7 protein-coding genes are annotated in these 16,762 nt (G+C 50.0%); 2 read left to right on the top strand and 5 right to left on the bottom strand.

Annotated elements, in window-relative coordinates:
- Positions 1 to 79: 79 nt before the first annotated feature.
- Positions 80 to 2,638 carry a DNA topoisomerase (ATP-hydrolyzing) gene (locus QUB56_RS09405; protein ID WP_332954883.1) on the bottom strand — a complete coding sequence of 853 codons (2,559 nt, stop codon included), beginning with the start codon at positions 2,636 to 2,638 and terminating at the stop codon, positions 80 to 82.
- Between the two features lie 1,471 nt (positions 2,639 to 4,109).
- Here QUB56_RS09405 and QUB56_RS09410 point away from each other — a divergent pair.
- Positions 4,110 to 4,505 (top strand): response regulator, encoded by a 396-nt coding sequence (locus tag QUB56_RS09410; protein ID WP_332954884.1) that lies wholly within the window; start codon positions 4,110 to 4,112, stop codon positions 4,503 to 4,505.
- A gap of 477 nt (positions 4,506 to 4,982) precedes the next feature.
- The gene (locus QUB56_RS09415) at positions 4,983 to 5,381 is read left to right on the top strand and encodes a response regulator (RefSeq protein ID WP_332954885.1); all 399 of its coding nucleotides are present in this window, start codon (positions 4,983 to 4,985) and stop codon (positions 5,379 to 5,381) included.
- Between the two features lie 304 nt (positions 5,382 to 5,685).
- Here QUB56_RS09415 and QUB56_RS09420 read toward each other — a convergent pair whose 3' ends face one another.
- The 4 genes from QUB56_RS09420 to rpoB form a co-directional block, all read right to left on the bottom strand.
- Positions 5,686 to 9,816, bottom strand: coding sequence for a DNA-directed RNA polymerase subunit beta'' (locus tag QUB56_RS09420; protein ID WP_332954886.1), 4,131 nt, complete (start codon positions 9,814 to 9,816; stop codon positions 5,686 to 5,688).
- Positions 9,817 to 10,177: 361 nt separating this feature from the next.
- A complete protein-coding gene (locus QUB56_RS09425; protein ID WP_332954887.1) occupies positions 10,178 to 12,052 on the bottom strand; it encodes a DNA-directed RNA polymerase subunit gamma in 1,875 nt (624 codons plus the stop codon).
- A gap of 83 nt (positions 12,053 to 12,135) precedes the next feature.
- Positions 12,136 to 13,224, bottom strand: a complete 1,089-nt coding sequence (locus tag QUB56_RS09430; RefSeq protein ID WP_332954888.1) for an HNH endonuclease — start codon at positions 13,222 to 13,224, stop codon at positions 12,136 to 12,138.
- 142 nt (positions 13,225 to 13,366) lie between these two features.
- Entirely contained in the window at positions 13,367 to 16,753 is a 3,387-nt protein-coding gene (gene rpoB, locus QUB56_RS09435; RefSeq protein WP_332954889.1) for a DNA-directed RNA polymerase subunit beta, read from the bottom strand.
- Positions 16,754 to 16,762: the final 9 nt, after the last annotated feature.

Raw genomic sequence — 16,762 nt, forward strand, 5'->3', positions numbered from 1 at the left:
GTCAGAGGTCAGAAATCAGATTAATTCCCAATGCCCAATGCTCAATGCCCTGCGCGGGCCAATGCCCAATGCCCAATGACTATTGACTGCTCATAACTTTGATAATTTTTTCACCCGGATTGAGGTCAAAAACTCGATCGCCTGCAGCATCTTTCCCCCAAAAAGCTATAGCATCAGTAGCCGAGCGCAGTAGACGGCCAGAATTAGTTAAAAGTTTAACATCCGTATCAGGAACAGCGCGCAGCAAGCCAACTAAAGCATCTTTAGGCTCTGCGAAGCGAAAAGCTTGAGTGCCAATTTCGCCGCGGTTAGTAAGTCTGACAGAACCTGCAGGCATTCGTTTTGCCCAACCCAACTCGGAAAATAGCACCAGACTGTCGTCCGGGTCGAGAGTGATGCAACCCACCAACTGTTCCTGCTTCCGCAACCTGGTTACTTGAAAACCCTGGGCGGTGCGGCCCATTGGTGGCAGTTGTTCTTCATCGATATCAAACCGGAGGACTCGACCTCCAGAAGTTGCGATCGCCACTTGCTCGCCGACTTTACCCAGACTCGCGCAGCGCAGGCGATCGTCCTCCTTGAGTTTAACAACAGTAACGCCGCGATTAGTCAAATCAGCAAATTCCTGCATCGGCAAGCGCTTAATTTTGCCTTGCTGAGTCAGAGTTACTAAATCCGCCGCCTCCGAATTTTCCGGCAAAATAAAGTGTGCGACTGTGATTTCCGACAAAGCCGAACCGGCACTTTCTTTAGTAGCACTCGGCGACAACAAACTGACGATCGGCGTTCCCCGGTCTTTGCCGTTAATTGTAGGAATATCAGCTACTTTCAGCGGGTAAGCTTTGCCGTTAGGAGTTAAGACGACCACAGTGCGATCGGTTTTTGTCAGCTTTGCGGTCACAATAAAATCTTCATTTTTTTCTAAAGCTGAAACTGATTTTTCGCGACTTTTCGACGAGCGCGGACGTTCCCCCGCCGCCCGGCGCCGCACGTACTGCTTGTGCGTAAATTCAACAAGAGTTTCCTCTGCCTCTTTTGAGGGCAACAAGTTAGGGGCAACGGTTGCTGCCGACAACGGCTTCAGTGCAGAATTTTTCTTACTTGAAACTTGTGGTTCGGCGTTTGGGGCGCGTCCCGCTGCCCCATTGACGAATTTAGTGCGGCGTTCGTCAGCGTACTTGCGTTTGAGCGATCGAAATTCCTTCTTCAAAGCCTTCAAAAGTTCCCGCCTGTCACTCAACAACCGCTGCAATTCTTGAATATTCGCTATCAACTCATCAAACTCAGACTGCAAATTTTGCCTTTCCAAACCCGTCAGCCGACGCATCGGCATCGCCAAAATCGCATCAGCTTGACTTTCGCTCAAATTGAGGCGAACTTGCAAAGTTTGCTTAGCAGTAGTACCGTCAGGAGAATTTCTGAGAATGTCGATGGCAGCATCGAGATTTGTCAAAGCCAACATTAAGCCTTGGACAATGTGACAGCGGCGTTCCGCAGCCTGCAACTCGTAATTGTAGCGGCGGGTAAGAGTCACTTCCCGGAAATCCAGAAATTCCTGCAACAATTGTCTCAGCGTCAACTGTCGGGGTTGACCGTTGACAATTGCCAGCAAAATCGCGCCAAAATTTGTTTGTAGGTCTGTTTGTTGATAAAGACGAGCCAGAACCGCTTCTGGGGTAAATTCCCGCTTGAGTTCAATCACAACTCGAATGCCTTCGCGATCGCTCTCATCGCGCAAATCAGCAATACCATCGAGTCGGCCGGCATTAACCAACTCCGCCACCTTTTCAATCCAAGCCGCCTTATTTACCTGAAACGGAAACTCGGTCACGACGATCGCCGTTTTACTGCGCACCTTGCGATTCCCAGGCACCTCTTCTACCCCCGCCACACCCCTCACCGAAATGCTACCTTTACCCTTAGTGTAGGCATCAACAATGCCCTCTGTAGCGACGATTTCTCCCCCGGTCGGGAAATCAGGACCAGGAATCAGTTGCAGCAACTTCTCGTCCGAGAGTTCCGGGTTTTCAATCAAAGCAATTAAACCGTCTACCACCTCGCCCAAATTGTGTGGCGGGATATTAGTTGCCATGCCCACAGCAATGCCAGCACAGCCGTTGAGTACCAGAAACGGCAGCTGAGCAGGCAGCGCCGTCGGTTCCTGCTGCGAACTGTCAAAGTTAGCAGTAAAATCAACAGTTGCATCGCCGACTTGGGTAAGCATCGCTTCGTGGGCGATCGGTGCCAGCCTAGTTTCCGTATAGCGCATAGCAGCCGCCGGATCATTGTCCACCGAGCCGAAATTGCCGTGACCCGCCAGCAAAGGATAGCGGCTCGAAAACTCCTGAACCATGCGCACCAGAGCGTCGTAAACCGATTGGTCGCCGTGGGGGTGATATTTTCCCAAAACATCTCCGACGACCCGGGCGCACTTGCGGTAAGGTCGGTCTGGCGTCAGACCGAGTTCGTGCATCGCGTACAAAATTCGACGGTGAACCGGTTTTAAACCGTCGCGGACATCAGGCAAAGCTCGCCCGACGATCACACTCATGGCATATTCGAGGTACGATTGCTGCATCTCGGCGTGCAGAGCCGTAGAAATTACTTGCCCGGAAAGTAGGTTGAGTTGTTTAGCCATGAGTCCTTGTGTCCGTTAATTCCTGAGTGAAGACAGCCTCTGTCAATAATGCCGAGGTTGCCTGCCTCGAGTGAAAAGCGTTTGCCACAGGCGAACCGAAATTTCGGTCCCAGCGCCCTGTTGGAGAATAAAAATAAACTTAACTTGTGAAAGCAGAATCAGAGTGCCGAAGACGGGCAACACTTGCCTCTTACTCTCCACTCTTACCCTAACCTCTATGTTGCCTTCATTTGCGCCTACCTGTCTATTTACCTTCAGCCCTGAGAAGGTTGATTCACAGGAGAACACGGAATGCCAGAAGCTCAGAACGTAGTGAGGCTTTAGCCGTTCCTAGGAAAGCGTCACTAGGGACTAAAGTCCCCGCCAATCTATGATAGAATTTATTTGTAATTAGGAATAACCCTCTACGCGAAAAAATATTCTATTCAGGAAAAAAAGCTGATTGCTCTCGTCTCGGTACAGCCGTAGCGTGGAGCAATCAGCAAGGGTAGAAGAGGGATCGTACCGTATTTTGGCAAGCCTGAAGGACTCCGAAAGGATTAAAAATAAAAGTAAGCGCAATTGCAATACCTCTTGTACTGGTACTTGTGTAGAGCTTGTAGACACCCTTGGATTGCGAGTGAAGTCCAATTTTGGGGCTATTAAAGAATCGAGCGTCGCGGTAACTCGCTGAGAGTGTCAAAAATGCCGACATTGAAGAATTCAGCAGTCAAAAGCTCTCCTGGCGACCTTTCCTAGTCTGACAAACGCTGGATGAACCGAAGCGTCGATATTTTAAGCAGTCTCGACGATCGGTCAAAACTGAGAATTAGGAATCTCCAACAACCCCGCTAGATTCGCTACTCCGCATGCTGCGGCGGGACTATGTGAATAAACATGGCTTGATTCTAAGAGCAGGAAAGAAATTAATTGTCACACCTCGCCGACTCTAATACCAGTTTCAAACAAGAATGCAACTGTAGGTCCGTACTCCAAACCCATATCCAGTAAGTCCCCATCTAAAATCTAAAATCTAAAATCTAAAATGGTAGAAGCCGGAGGCTTGACCGAAAGAGAGGATACTATAGTCGTGGACGCACTGGTAGTCAAAAACCGAGTTTTTTCATAGCAATACTTTGTTATAACCCCCCGAAACGATCAAAAACCCGGTTTCGAGGCGTCGTCCAGGCGTCCAGGATTGTACGAGAAACATGCTACCTGAGAATCAGGAGACTCTCGCCAGTGTCAGGTCTAGTTATAAAAAACAACTAAACTGTATGTGTGTAGTAGTCTAAATGATGATGGTACTGGATGCTTCTAGGCATCTGTACACCCTCTCAGAGCTAGTGGCTCAAGTATATACATACCGGTTTTGCAGGGTTCCCGGCTCATGGCGCTAAAAACTCTGCATTTTTGACGGGGAATGTAGTGCCCGTGCCGTGTTCCTCTTTGGACTACAGTCACAAAGTTTCTATACTTCCCATATTTATTTATGAAAACCGTTCTGATTGTAGAGGACGATTTGGTTAATGCTCGGGTTATTTCCAAAATTTTGACTAAGCGGGGGAGCTTAGCGGTGAAGCACACGGAAAATGTTGAAGAGGTGATGCAGATTGCTGCCAACGGCGAAGCTGATTTGATTTTAATGGATGTGTCACTTTCGCACAGCGTGTACCAGGGCAAATCTGTTGACGGCATTAAGATTACTCAACTGCTCAAAGCTGACCCGCAAACGGCCTCCCTGCCGATTATTTTGGTGACTGCTCACGCGATGGCCGGTGATAAAGAAACATTTCTGGATCAAAGCGGTGCCGACGGTTACATCTCTAAACCTGTGGTAGACCATCAAGATTTTGTCAATCAGATCAAGGCTTTGCTGCCTGATTGAGTGAACCATACATCAAGAAGGAAGAAGAAGGAAGAAGGAACAACGAACAAGGAAGAAAGAATTGTTTGTTGGAACCAACAAACAATTAAAACTCTTGAAGTACAAAGTTTTCTTGAATTCTGACTCTTCCTTTGGACCTCCCGATCGCACAATTTTATGTGTTCTGATGTGTAATTAGTGAGGAAAAACTAGAAACCTGCTACCTGAGAATCAGGAGACTCTCGCCAATGTCAGGTCTAGTTATAAAAAACAACTAACCTGTATGTGTCTAGTAGTCTAAATGATGATGGTACTGGATGCTTCTAGGCATCTGTACACCCTCTCAGAGTTAGTGGCGCAAGTATATACATACCGGTTTTGCAGGGTTCCCGGCTCATGGCGCTAAAAACTCTGCATTTTTGACGGGGAATGTAGTGCCCGTGCCGTGTTCCTCTTTGGACTACAGTCACAAAGTTTCTATACTTCCCATATTTATTTATGAAAACCGTTCTGATTGTAGAGGACGATTTGGTTAATGCTCGGGTTATTTCCAAAATTTTGACTAAGCGGGGGAGCTTAGCGGTGAAGCACACGGAAAATGTTGAAGAGGTGATGCAGATTGCTGCCAACGGCGAAGCTGATTTGATTTTAATGGATGTGTCAGTTTCGCGCCTCGTGTACGACGAGAGCAAATCTGCTGACCGCATTAAGATTGCTCAACTGCTCAAAGCTGACCCGCAAACGGCCTCCCTCCCGATTATTTTGATGGCTGCTAGCCCGATGGTCGGTGAGCAAGAAACATTTATGGAGCAAAGCGGTGCCGACGGTTTCATCTCTAAACCTGTGCAAGACCATCAAGATTTTGTTAATCAGATTAAGGCTTTGCTGCCTGATTGAGTGAACCATACATCCAGAAGGGAGAAGAGGGAAGAAGGAAAAAGGAAGAAGGAAGAAAGAATTGTTTGTTGGAACCAACAAACAATTAAAACTCTTGAATTACAAAGTTTTCTTTAATTCTGACTCTTCCTTCTTCCTTTGGATGTCCCGATCGCACAATGCTATGAGTTCTGACTTTTAATTAGTTAGGAAAAATTTGAGATTTTTCAAATCATGAGAGCGAAGTGTGCGTTGCGGCGAGGAACCAACCTATCCTCAAAGCTCGCAACGCTGTTCGCTCATTTATGCAATCTCAAAACTCTTATTAGTCTTCGTCCTCATCGAAATCAAAACCGATATCATCATCATCGTCAGGATCGGCCCCCAAGGCATCATCCTCTGTCTCAGCGACAAAATCGTCCTCATCAACCTCAACTTCCTCAAAATCCTCATCAGCCTCAAGGTCAGACCCGCGCCCCATCTCAAAACCAGTGTCGAGCGTATAAGCGCGGCGCGCCGTACGGTCATCAAGTACCACATTTTCCTGCAAATCGTTGATGTCGTCATCAAACACAGTACCGTCAAAAGCAGCATCCTGAACCCCAGCATCCTCATAGGCATTGAACCCAGTACCCGCAGGAATCAGGCGGCCGATAATCACATTTTCCTTCAGCCCCCGCAGCCAGTCAGACTTACCTTCGATCGCAGCCTCAGTCAACACCCGCGTAGTCTCCTGGAAGGAAGCAGCGGAAATAAAGCTATCAGTATTCAGCGAAGCCTTAGTAATCCCCAGCAACACCGGAGTATAATCTGCCGGCGCTCCACCAGTAATTGACATCGCCTCATTCACCTGCTCAACCTGCCGCAATTCCACCAACTCGCCCGGGAGCATTGTAGTATCGCCGCCATCTTCCATCCTTACCTTGTTAGTCATCTGGCGGACGATTACCTCGATGTGTTTATCAGAAATATCCACACCTTGAGACTGATACACCGACTGCACCTCATTCACCAAAAATGTCTGCACCTGTTGGAAACTCTCCAAAGCCGCCTCAAAAGTAGGCTTCCGCTCTTTGAGCACCTGGAAGAACACCTCTAGAATTTCGTGAGGGTTAGCAGGCCCGTCGGTTAAAGGTTCGGCGACGCCCACACGCTGTCCGTCGGACACGATCGGGTTTTGACCGGGTAACAAAGGATACTCCTCTATCCGGCCATCATCCTCTATCACCGCCAGTTCCACCACATCGTCATCGGTAACTACTCGAGCTGTCCCCGGCCGCTTGGCTAAAATACAGGCTTCCTTCGGCTTGCGCCCTTCGAGCAGTTCCTCAATCCGTGGCAAACCCTGAATGATATCCCCAGTCTTTGCTCGCTCAAATACCAGAATCACTAAGTTGTCGCCCCGCTGCACTAAGTCGCCGTCGTCTACGTGCAGCACTGCACCGGCGGAAACCCGGTAAGGACGAGCTACCCTGAGCAAGAGTTTCGCTGATTCTGTTTCTGATGCGGGTATCACCTTCACAACTTGGCCGGACTCTTCGAGAATAACCCCGGGAGCAATTTCGGTACCAGCCACTAGGAGTTGACCCGGACTTACGTCCGGTGTGCCGGCGACTGAGATTTCTATAGAATCGGCATCTCTCATCACCAACAGTCGGCGCACGGGTTCGTTAATTCCCTCGCGGATGCCCCGAACGATGCCGGCTTCTTTGCACAGAATCTCGGTGCGGGCGACTACTGCTCCGGGCGCGATTCTCTGTCCGTCTTCGACTAAGAGCCGGGTGTGGGTGCTGCCCTGTGTGGGGTCAGCAGATACGTCCCGCCGAATCACTAGGGATTCTAATATCACTAGCTGCAAGCGGAATGTCTTGGAAGCTCGATCGCTCCCATCGGCTACTGTTATGCCGGACTCTTGCGAGGCTGTAAGGTCTTCTGGCGAACCCCAAGCGGGTCCGGAACCGTCTGCCCCAAAAGCTATTGCATCGTCCTCATCGGGCAGCAGCTCGATATCTGCGGCCAGTTGCGGAGCTCCGGTACCTATTTCTAAAATAAGCTGAGTCCGCAGCAGTTCTAATCCTTCGACTGATTTGACTCGCTCCCCATCTTTATAAGGCAGTCGCTGTACTGCTTTTAAAGAGATTGATTCGTTGAGCGCGGTCTGAGAAGGTACTGGGGGCTTGTCGGGTACGGCAAATTCTACGACTGGTCGCAGCAGCAATGCTGGGCCTTCGGGTGTTTCGATATACTCGGCATAGCCCAATTCTTCGGCAATTAAGCCTGGGAAAATTTCTTGACCGGCGTTGACTATTTGACCTTCTCCGAATGTTAGCGGCGGGCGGTCTACTACATGGAGCGTGCCTGGTTTGATGACTATTTCCCGGAGGATGTCGTTTTTTTGAGTGATTTCTACGGCGCCGCTGGTTTGGCAGAAAATATCTTTGACGACTTCTGTACCGGCTTCTACGTACTGACCGTCTTCGACTAGCAGCAGAGATATATCTTTGTTCACTTCGTGGCACTCTTCTGGTATCCAGAGCAGGGTGCCGCCTTTGACTACTTCGTAGCCTAGTTTGGCTTTGCCGCGTTTGTGGACTTCTACGCCGCCGTATTTGACTATGCCGCCTGTTGCTGTGCGGTAGCTGTCGTCGAGCAGTTCGGCGACGACTTCTCCGTTGATGACTTTGCTCCCGGGTGCGGTTTTGAGGGAAAACCGCTGTTTTGAGGCTGTTTCGATTGTGTAGTGGTCGCGGCCGCCTGCGCTTTCGGCTCGCACGACTGCTTGGTCGAGCAGGACTTGGGCGGTGATGATTTCGATTTCTCTGGGGTCTGCGATGCGGACTACGCCGCCGTGTTCGGAGATGAGTTTGGTTTCGGCTATGACGCTTTCGGCGGGAATGCGAGAGCCGTTTTTGACTGCTGGTTCGGCGCCGGGGGGCAGGTTGTAGACTTCTCCTGAGAGTATCCAAATCAGCCCGCCTTTGCTGGCTGTGCGGGTTGTGTTCCCTTGGCGGTCTGTTTTTTCTTCTGGTACTAGGTCTGCAAATTTGGCTTCTCCGGCTAGGTCGGAGGCTACGTCTGTGGTGACTTTTTCTGTTGTTTTGCGGGCGGCGCGACCGACGATGGGCACTTCTGCTAGAACTTGACCTGGTATGGCGCGCTGTCCGTCTTTGACCATTAAGGTTGAACCCTGGACGATGGCTAGTTCGATTTTGAGTTTTTGATTTTTGGCGCCGGATTTACCTTCTTCAAAGCCGTCGCCTTCAAATATGAGTTTGCCGTTGTTTTCGGCGACCAGTGCTTCTTCGCCGTGTCTGGTGCGGAAGGCGCGGGTTCGCAGGTTTTTAAATTTGACTGTGCCGGGGAAGGGTGCGCGTTCTTGTTTGGCGACTTCTCCGGTGAATACGCCTCCGGTGTGGAAGGTGCGCATGGTGAGCTGGGTTCCTGGTTCGCCGATCGACTGAGCTGCTATTATGCCGATGGCTTCTCCCATGTCTACCATTTTTAGGTGGGCGAGGCTCCAGCCGTAGCAGTGCTGACAAACTGAGCGGGTTGATTCACAGGTCAGGGGCGATCGTAAATATACTTCTGTGACTCCTGCTTTACCTATTTCTGCTGCTAACTCTTCGGTTATTGCTTGATTTCGGACTGCTTTTTCGCTGCCGTAAGCTATGATTTCCCCGGTTTTGGGGTGGACGACATCTTGGGCGAAAACGCGCCCTAGGAGTCTGTCTTTGAGGGGTATGAGCACTGTTGCTCCGTCTGTCATGGGCCGCACTCGAATTCCCCGCTGGGTGCTGCAGTCTACTTCCCGGACGATGACATCTTGGGATACGTCTACTAAGCGACGTGTGAGATAGCCTGAGTCTGCGGTTCGCAATGCTGTATCTACTAAGCCTTTGCGCGCTCCGTAGGAGGAAATAATGTATTCGGTGACGGTGAGTCCTTCGCGGAAGTTGGTTTTGATTGGCAAGTCGATGATTTCTCCTTGGGGGTCTGCCATCAATCCGCGCATTCCGACTAGCTGCCGCACTTGAGATATGTTCCCGCGCGCGCCGGAGAAGGCCATCATGTAGACGGAGTTTAGGGGGTCTGTGGCTCGGAAGTTTTTGACTACTTCGTCTTTGAGGTCTTCTGATGTGCTGTTCCAGGTGTCGATTACTTTTTGGAAGCGTTCGACTTCGGTGATTTCGCCTCTGGTGTATTTTTGTTCTGTGATGCGGATTTCTTCTTCGGCTGCATCTAGGAGCGATCTTTTTGACGGGGGCACTTGTAGGTCGTCTACGCTAATCGAAACTCCCGCTCGTGTCGCAAAGCGGAAACCCAAATCTTTGAGTTTATCTGCCATTTGGGCTGTACGCGCCGTTCCGTAGTGCATGAAAGACCAAGAGATTAATTTTTTGAGCTGACCTTTGTCAACAACTCGATTGCGAAAAACAATTTCCTTCTTTTCTGTCATTTTTCTGAGTAGTGGTAATTGGTAATTTTCGATTGGTAATTGGTAATTGGTAATTTGGGATTGGTAATTGGTAATTGATAATTGGTAATTGATAATAAGTAGAGCTGCACAAAAAAACAACAACTATCTTGTAGGGGCTGATTTAGCGTATAAGGACGAGTTCTAAGCGAGAAGATAAATGCACTCACCCGCTCTCCTGTAATGTTTATTTTCCCCTACCTACTTAATTGGTAAAATTGGTAATTAGTAATTTTTCCGGCTTCGACCGCTATTATTTATTAGCGATTATTTGTCAGTTATTACCCATTACCTGTTACCTCTTACCCATTAACTCTTACCCCTTACCCTCCCCAATTAATTTCTAATTGTTAATTACCGATTCTATCGTTTGGTGATAGATAATCCTGCCCGGAGTAGTGCGAATAAATTGATTGATCAACTTGCCCTCTGCGTCTTCCCGAACCCGACGGAACTTGTATTCTTTCGTCACTATACCGTCGGTAGAGCGTTCCACCTTCAGCGGTTCTCCCTCGGGTTCTGCGTTTTCTATGGGGCCTTGAAACCTCACCCACACATAAGAGTGCAAGTCAACGACTCCTTGTTCGTAAGCTACAACCGCGTCGGTGAGGTTGGAGAAATAGTGACCGGATCCTTTTTGAGCGTCAGGATTTTCGGCTGTCAAGTAATAGCAACCGAGCACCATATCTTGAGAAGGAGTAACGATCGGTCTTCCCGTTGCCGGCGACATAATGTTGTTAGAAGCCAGCATCAGCAAGCGCGCTTCCGCCTGAGATTCCAGAGACAAAGGCACGTGGACGGCCATTTGGTCGCCGTCAAAGTCAGCGTTAAAAGCCGGACAGACTAGCGGGTGAAGCTGAATGGCCCTCCCGTCCACCAAAATCGGCTCAAAGGCTTGAATCCCCAAACGGTGCAGCGTCGGCGCCCGGTTCAGCATCACCGGGTGTCCTTCAATCACCTCCTGAAGCACGTCCCAAACACTGGGATCGTTGCGCTGGATCAGTTTTTTGGCAGCTTTGATGTTGTTGACCAATCCTTGGCGGATCAGGCGGTGGATGACGAAAGGCTGGAAAAGTTCGATCGCCATTTCTCTCGGCAAACCGCACTGATGAATTTTCAGTTTCGGTCCCACCACAATCACCGAACGCCCGGAGTAATCAACCCGTTTCCCCAGCAAGTTTTGCCGGAAGCGGCCTTGTTTCCCTTCAATGATGTCGGACAGCGACTTCAGCGGGCGGTTGTTTGCGCCCACCACAGTCCGGCCCCGGCGACCGTTGTCAATCAGCGCATCCACAGCTTCTTGTAGCATCCGCTTTTCGTTGCGGATGATAATCTCCGGCGCCAGAATTTCTTGCAGTCTCGCCAAGCGGTTATTGCGGTTGATGACTCTCCGATAGAGGTCGTTGAGGTCACTGGTTGCAAAACGCCCGCCGTCTAACTGCACCATCGGCCGCAAGTCCGGGGGAATCACCGGAATCACATTGAGCACCATCCAATCGGGATGAGAACCCGTAGCGATGAAGTTGTCAATCACTCGCAAGCGTTTAATCAACTTCGCCCGTTTTTGACCTTTAGCATTAGCAATATCTTCCCGCAGCTTTTCCGCTTCAGTTTCTAGCGGAATGTTTTGCAGCAAAACTTGCAAAGCTTCAGCACCAATCCCTACTTCTACACCTGTGAGTGTGGAATCTTCGCTGTAAAGTTCGTCTTCTATTTCCAGCCAAGCATCTTCTGTGAGCAATTGCTTGTATTGCAGCTTCTCTGCATTACCTGCATTGAGGACAACGTAGGCATTAAAATAGACGATTTGTTCTACATCTCGCAGCGGCATATCTAACAGAATTGCCATGTAACTCGGGATACCTTTTAGATACCAAACGTGAGCTACTGGAGCTGCTAATTTAATAAATCCCATGCGATGGCGGCGGACGCGAGATTCAGTGACTTCAACACCGCATCTTTCGCAAACAATGCCTCTATGGCGAACTCGTTTGTACTTCCCACAATGACATTCCCAATCTTTTGCAGGCCCAAAAATGCGCTCGCAAAACAAGCCATCCATTTCAGGTTTTAATGTCCGGTAATTTATTGTTTCTGGTTTTGTCACCTCGCCGGTTATCTGACCGTTGGGTAAAGTTCTCTCTCCCCACTGTCGAATTCTTTCTGGTGAGGCTAATCCTATCTTGACGTAATCAAAGCGTTGTTCTACCTTAGCCATTTTGACTCCAATTGATGATTTACAGTCGATTATTTGTGGTAATTTATTTTTTGGGTGGGCTTGTTTTGCGGCTTAAATCAATTTTATTCTCCTCTATATGTGACATTCCTTTTGATATCAGAAATGACATTTCTGGATACCCCCAATTCCTGAGCAATTTTAGCAATGGATTCTCCGGCTTGAATTCGTTCTCTGATTTCAAGAGCTTGAGCAAAAGTAAATTTGCGATCGAGATGTCCACCCATGCGAGGAAGTGGAACCTGTTGAGCTGCTTCCTTCCAAGTGACGTGATATTTAATATCGTGTATGGTTTTGCGGCCGACACTGTATTCCTGTGCTACATCCTTCATCCTCTCTCCTGCTGCTAGCTTTTGTCGAATTTCTCGCACCTTTTCCCAATCTAATTTGGCATTGGAAAGAGGATGACTTTTTCCTTGAGTGCGTCCTTTCTTAGAAGCATCTAACAAATTTTGAGTGCGAGTACCAGCCCAAAGGTGTTCTGGATTGATGCAACTGGGATTATCGCAGGTATGACAAGCATCCATCGAAGCCGGAAGTTCGTATCCTAATTTCTCTGCTAAAACAGCACGAGTCACTGATTTTGATTTTCCATTTTTCAAGTACCTGCCATAACCTGGACCGTCTTTTGAACCTTGGAAAATGATGCAGCCGCTGTCTTGAATTTCTCCTAAAAAATAGGGTAAAACTGTAGTGAAGTTATCGGGAATATTTGTCTGAAGTATCTTAGTAATAGTTTCATGTTGTACTCCATACTCTTTTGCTAGGTGGTTCTTGATGGTTCCAGATAAATATTTAGTCTGAATTTCCCGCAGTTGTTCGATCGAGAGTTGGCCAATACCGGGAATACTTTTGCGTCTGGGAGTTTTGCGATCGCGCCCAATCATCTGCCCGGTATTCTCAGCAGCAGTACCTACTACCAGATGTGCCGGGTTGATGCAGCTTCGATTGTCGCAGGTATGGCAACCAAAATAACCGGAACCGAGGAACCCTGCTATTTTCGATTCGAGGACTAAACGGTGGACTAATACTGTTTTGCCATCGACCCACTTGCGCGCGTAACCGTTGCCAAACTTGCTCCCTTGCCAATTAATACAGCCAGTCGCCCGGTCAACTTCTCCTTGAATTCCTGGGACAACTGTTACAATATTCATGTTCAGCGTCTCTCCTGTTTAGAGCGTTGATTCGCCTCAACAGTGTTCGTACCACTGCTGAGGCATTTTAATTTGAGATTGTCGATTAAAGATTAAAGAATTGAATGCTGTCAAAAAATCTTTAATCTTTAATCTTTAATGCCTAATCCTCGTCGAGTTCGTCACGAGAAAGCGATTCGTAAGTAGGCCGGGAGGGCGATCGCTTGCCCCCAGCATCCGCCATCAAATCCACCTCAACGTGCTCGCTGCCCTCGTCGGACGTATTCACCTTGTGCACGGCAATATCCAAGCACAAAGACTGCAACTCCCGCATCAGCACCTTGAAAGATTCCGGCGTACCGGGGCGCGGAATGGCTTTGCCTTTAACAATGGCATTCAGCGCTTCATTCCGCCCCTGCATATCGTCTGACTTGACAGTCAGCAACTCTTGCAAGGTGTAAGCTGCGCCGAACGCTTCCAGAGCCCAGACTTCCATTTCTCCGAACCGCTGACCCCCCTGCTGCGCTTTGCCGCCCAAAGGCTGCTGCGTTACTAGGGAGTAAGGGCCTGTGCTGCGGGCGTGGATCTTATCGTCTACTAAGTGCACCAGCTTCAGCATATAGGCGATGCCGACTGTGATCGGGCGATCGAACGGTTCCCCGGTTCTGCCATCGTAGACAATGGTTTTGCCGGGGTGCTTTTCGTTAAACACCCAAGGCTTGCCGGTTTTTTCCCTGGCTTCCTGCAGCTTGCCGTGTACGGTTTCCCGGGACTTTTCAGCGCCGTGCATTTCATCAAAAGGCACCATCTTGAACCGCATGGACAGATTTTCGCCGGCCCATCCGAGCAAGCACTCAAAAATCTGACCTACGTTCATCCGCGACGGTACGCCTAAGGGATTGAGCACTATGTCTACGGGTGTTCCGTCGGGTAAGTAGGGCATATCCTCCATCGGCAGAATCCGGGAGACGATGCCTTTATTGCCGTGGCGACCGGCCATTTTGTCGCCTACTTGAATTTTGCGCTTTTGAGCTACGTAGACGCGGACGACCATGTTGGCGCCGGGGGGCAGTTCGTCGCCCTGTTCGCGGGTAAACACCCGCACGTCTACGACGCGGCCTTTTTCGCCGTTAGGGACGCGGAGGGAATTGTCGCGCACGTCGCGGGCTTTTTCGCCGAAGATTGCTCTGAGCAGTTTTTCTTCGGGCGGTTGGTCGGATTCGCCTTTGGGGGTGACTTTGCCGACTAGGATGTCGCTGGCTTCTACCCAGGCTCCTTTGCGGATGATGCCCTGTTCGTCTAGCTGGCGCAGGGCGTCTTCGCCGACGTTTGGTATTTCGCGGGTGATTTCTTCGGGCCCGAGTTTGGTTTGGCGGGCTTCGATTTCGTATTTTTCAATGTGGATGGATGTGTAGATATCTTCGTACACTAAACGCTCGCTGATGAGCATGGCGTCTTCGTAGTTGTAGCCTTCCCAGGGCATATAAGCTACGAGGATGTTGTGACCCAGGGCGAGTTCTGCTCCTTCGGTGGAGGAACCGTCGGCGAGCACTTGACCTGCTACGACGCGATCGCCTTCATAAATCAGCGGACGCTGGTTTAAACAAGTATCTTGGTTTGAGCGTTGATATTTTTGCAGTTCGTGTTCGATGCAGCCTGCGTATTTTTGCTTCCAAACCGAGGGCTGTTTGACTTTGAGTTCGTCGTATTCCCGAATCAGGAAATGTTCTTCGCTGGAGTTGGATTCGGCATCGCTGGCCAGGGGTTTGACAATTATCCGGGTGGCGTCGATGTATATCACTTCGCCGTTAATCCGGGAAACTACGACCATCCCGGAATCTCGCGCGGCCTGAGCTTCTAAGCCGGTGCCGACTAGGGGCCGTTCTGGTTTCAGTAGCGGCACTGCTTGCCGCTGCATATTTGAACCCATTAGAGCTCGGTTGGCGTCGTCGTGTTCGAGGAATGGAATCAGGGATGTGGCTACGGAGACGATTTGCACGGGGGAAATCGCCATGTAGTCCACCTGCATGGGTGTGGTGGTGGTAAATTCTTGGCGGTAGCGGACGGCTACGGTTTCGCCTAAGAGGTTGTTGTTTTCGTCGAGGCTGATGTCTCCGGGGGCGACGCGCAAGTCGTCTTCTTCATCGGCTGTCATGTATACGGGGGCTTTGTCGCGCAGCACTTGTCCTTTTTCTACTGGATAAAAAGGGGTTTCGATGAAGCCGTAGGGGTTGACGCGGGCGTGGGTTGCTAAGGAACCGATTAGACCTGCGTTGGGACCTTCTGGTGTTTCGATCGGGCAAATCCGGCCGTAGTGGGACGGGTGAATGTCTCGCACTGCAAACCCGGCGCGTTCGCGAGTCAGACCTCCTGGGCCTAGGGCGGAAAGCCGGCGCTTGTGCGTCAGTTCTGCTAGGGGGTTGGTTTGATCCATGAACTGGGATAGCTGGGAGGAACCGAAGAATTCCTTGATTGCTGCTACTAGGGGTTTGGGGTTGACTAGAGATGCGGGGCTGAGGGAGTCGGCGTCGGATACGGTCATTCTTTCGCGGATGATCCGTTCTAAGCGGTTGAGGCCGACGCGCACTTGGTTTTGCAGCAGTTCTCCGACGCTGCGGACGCGACGGTTGCCTAGGTGGTCGATGTCGTCGGTGGACCCGATGTCGAATTCGAGGTTTATTAGGTAGTCGATCGCTGTCAAGATGTCTTGCGATGTCAGCACTCGCATGGTGTCGGGGACTGTCAAGCGCAGTTTTTTGTTGAGTTTGTAGCGGCCGACTCTGCCTAAGTCGTAGCGTTTGGGGTCGAAGAAGCGGGAGTGCAGGAGCTGTTCGCCCCCGGCTACGGTGGGGGGTTCGCCTGGACGGAGTTTGCGGTAGAGCTCCATCAATGCTTCTTCTTCGCCGAATTGTCCTTCTTTTTCGATCGTTTTTTGGAAGTATTCTGGGTGCCGCAGGGAGTCGTAGATTTCGCCGTCTGTGAGTCCCAATGCTTTGAGCAGCACCTGGGCTGATAGTTTGCGGGTTTTGTCTATTCTGACCCAGACTAAATCGTTTTTGTCTGTTTCAAATTTCAACCAAGCGCCGCGGTTGGGGATGAGCGAGGCGTTGTAGGAACGGCGACCGTTTTTGTCGGTTTCCGATTTGTAGTAGACGCCTGGCGATCGCACGATTTGGTTGACGATCACCCGTTCGGCGCCGTTGATAATGAAAGTGCCGCGTTCGGTCATCAAGGGCAAATCGCCGATGAAGACTTCTTGTTCTTTAATTTCCCCTGTTTCTTTGTTAATCAGGCGGGTGGGTACGTACATTTGCACCGAGTAGGTGCTGTCCCTGCGCTTGGCTTCGTCCACGTCGTATTTTGGGCGCTTGAGTTTGAAGTCTTTGCCCATGAAGTGGAGTTCCAGCTTGCCCGTGTAGTCTGTAATCGGGGAGAAGCTGTCGAGTTCTTCGATCAGTCCGGCTTCTAGGAACCAGCGGAAACTTGCCCGCTGGATTTCGATCAGGTCGGGCAAGGTGAAGGCGAATTCTGTGTAATCTTTAGTGGTCATGGGTATCCT

It is taken from the genome of Microcoleus sp. AR_TQ3_B6, assembly GCF_036702785.1.
In the GTDB taxonomy this organism is placed as follows: domain Bacteria; phylum Cyanobacteriota; class Cyanobacteriia; order Cyanobacteriales; family Microcoleaceae; genus Microcoleus.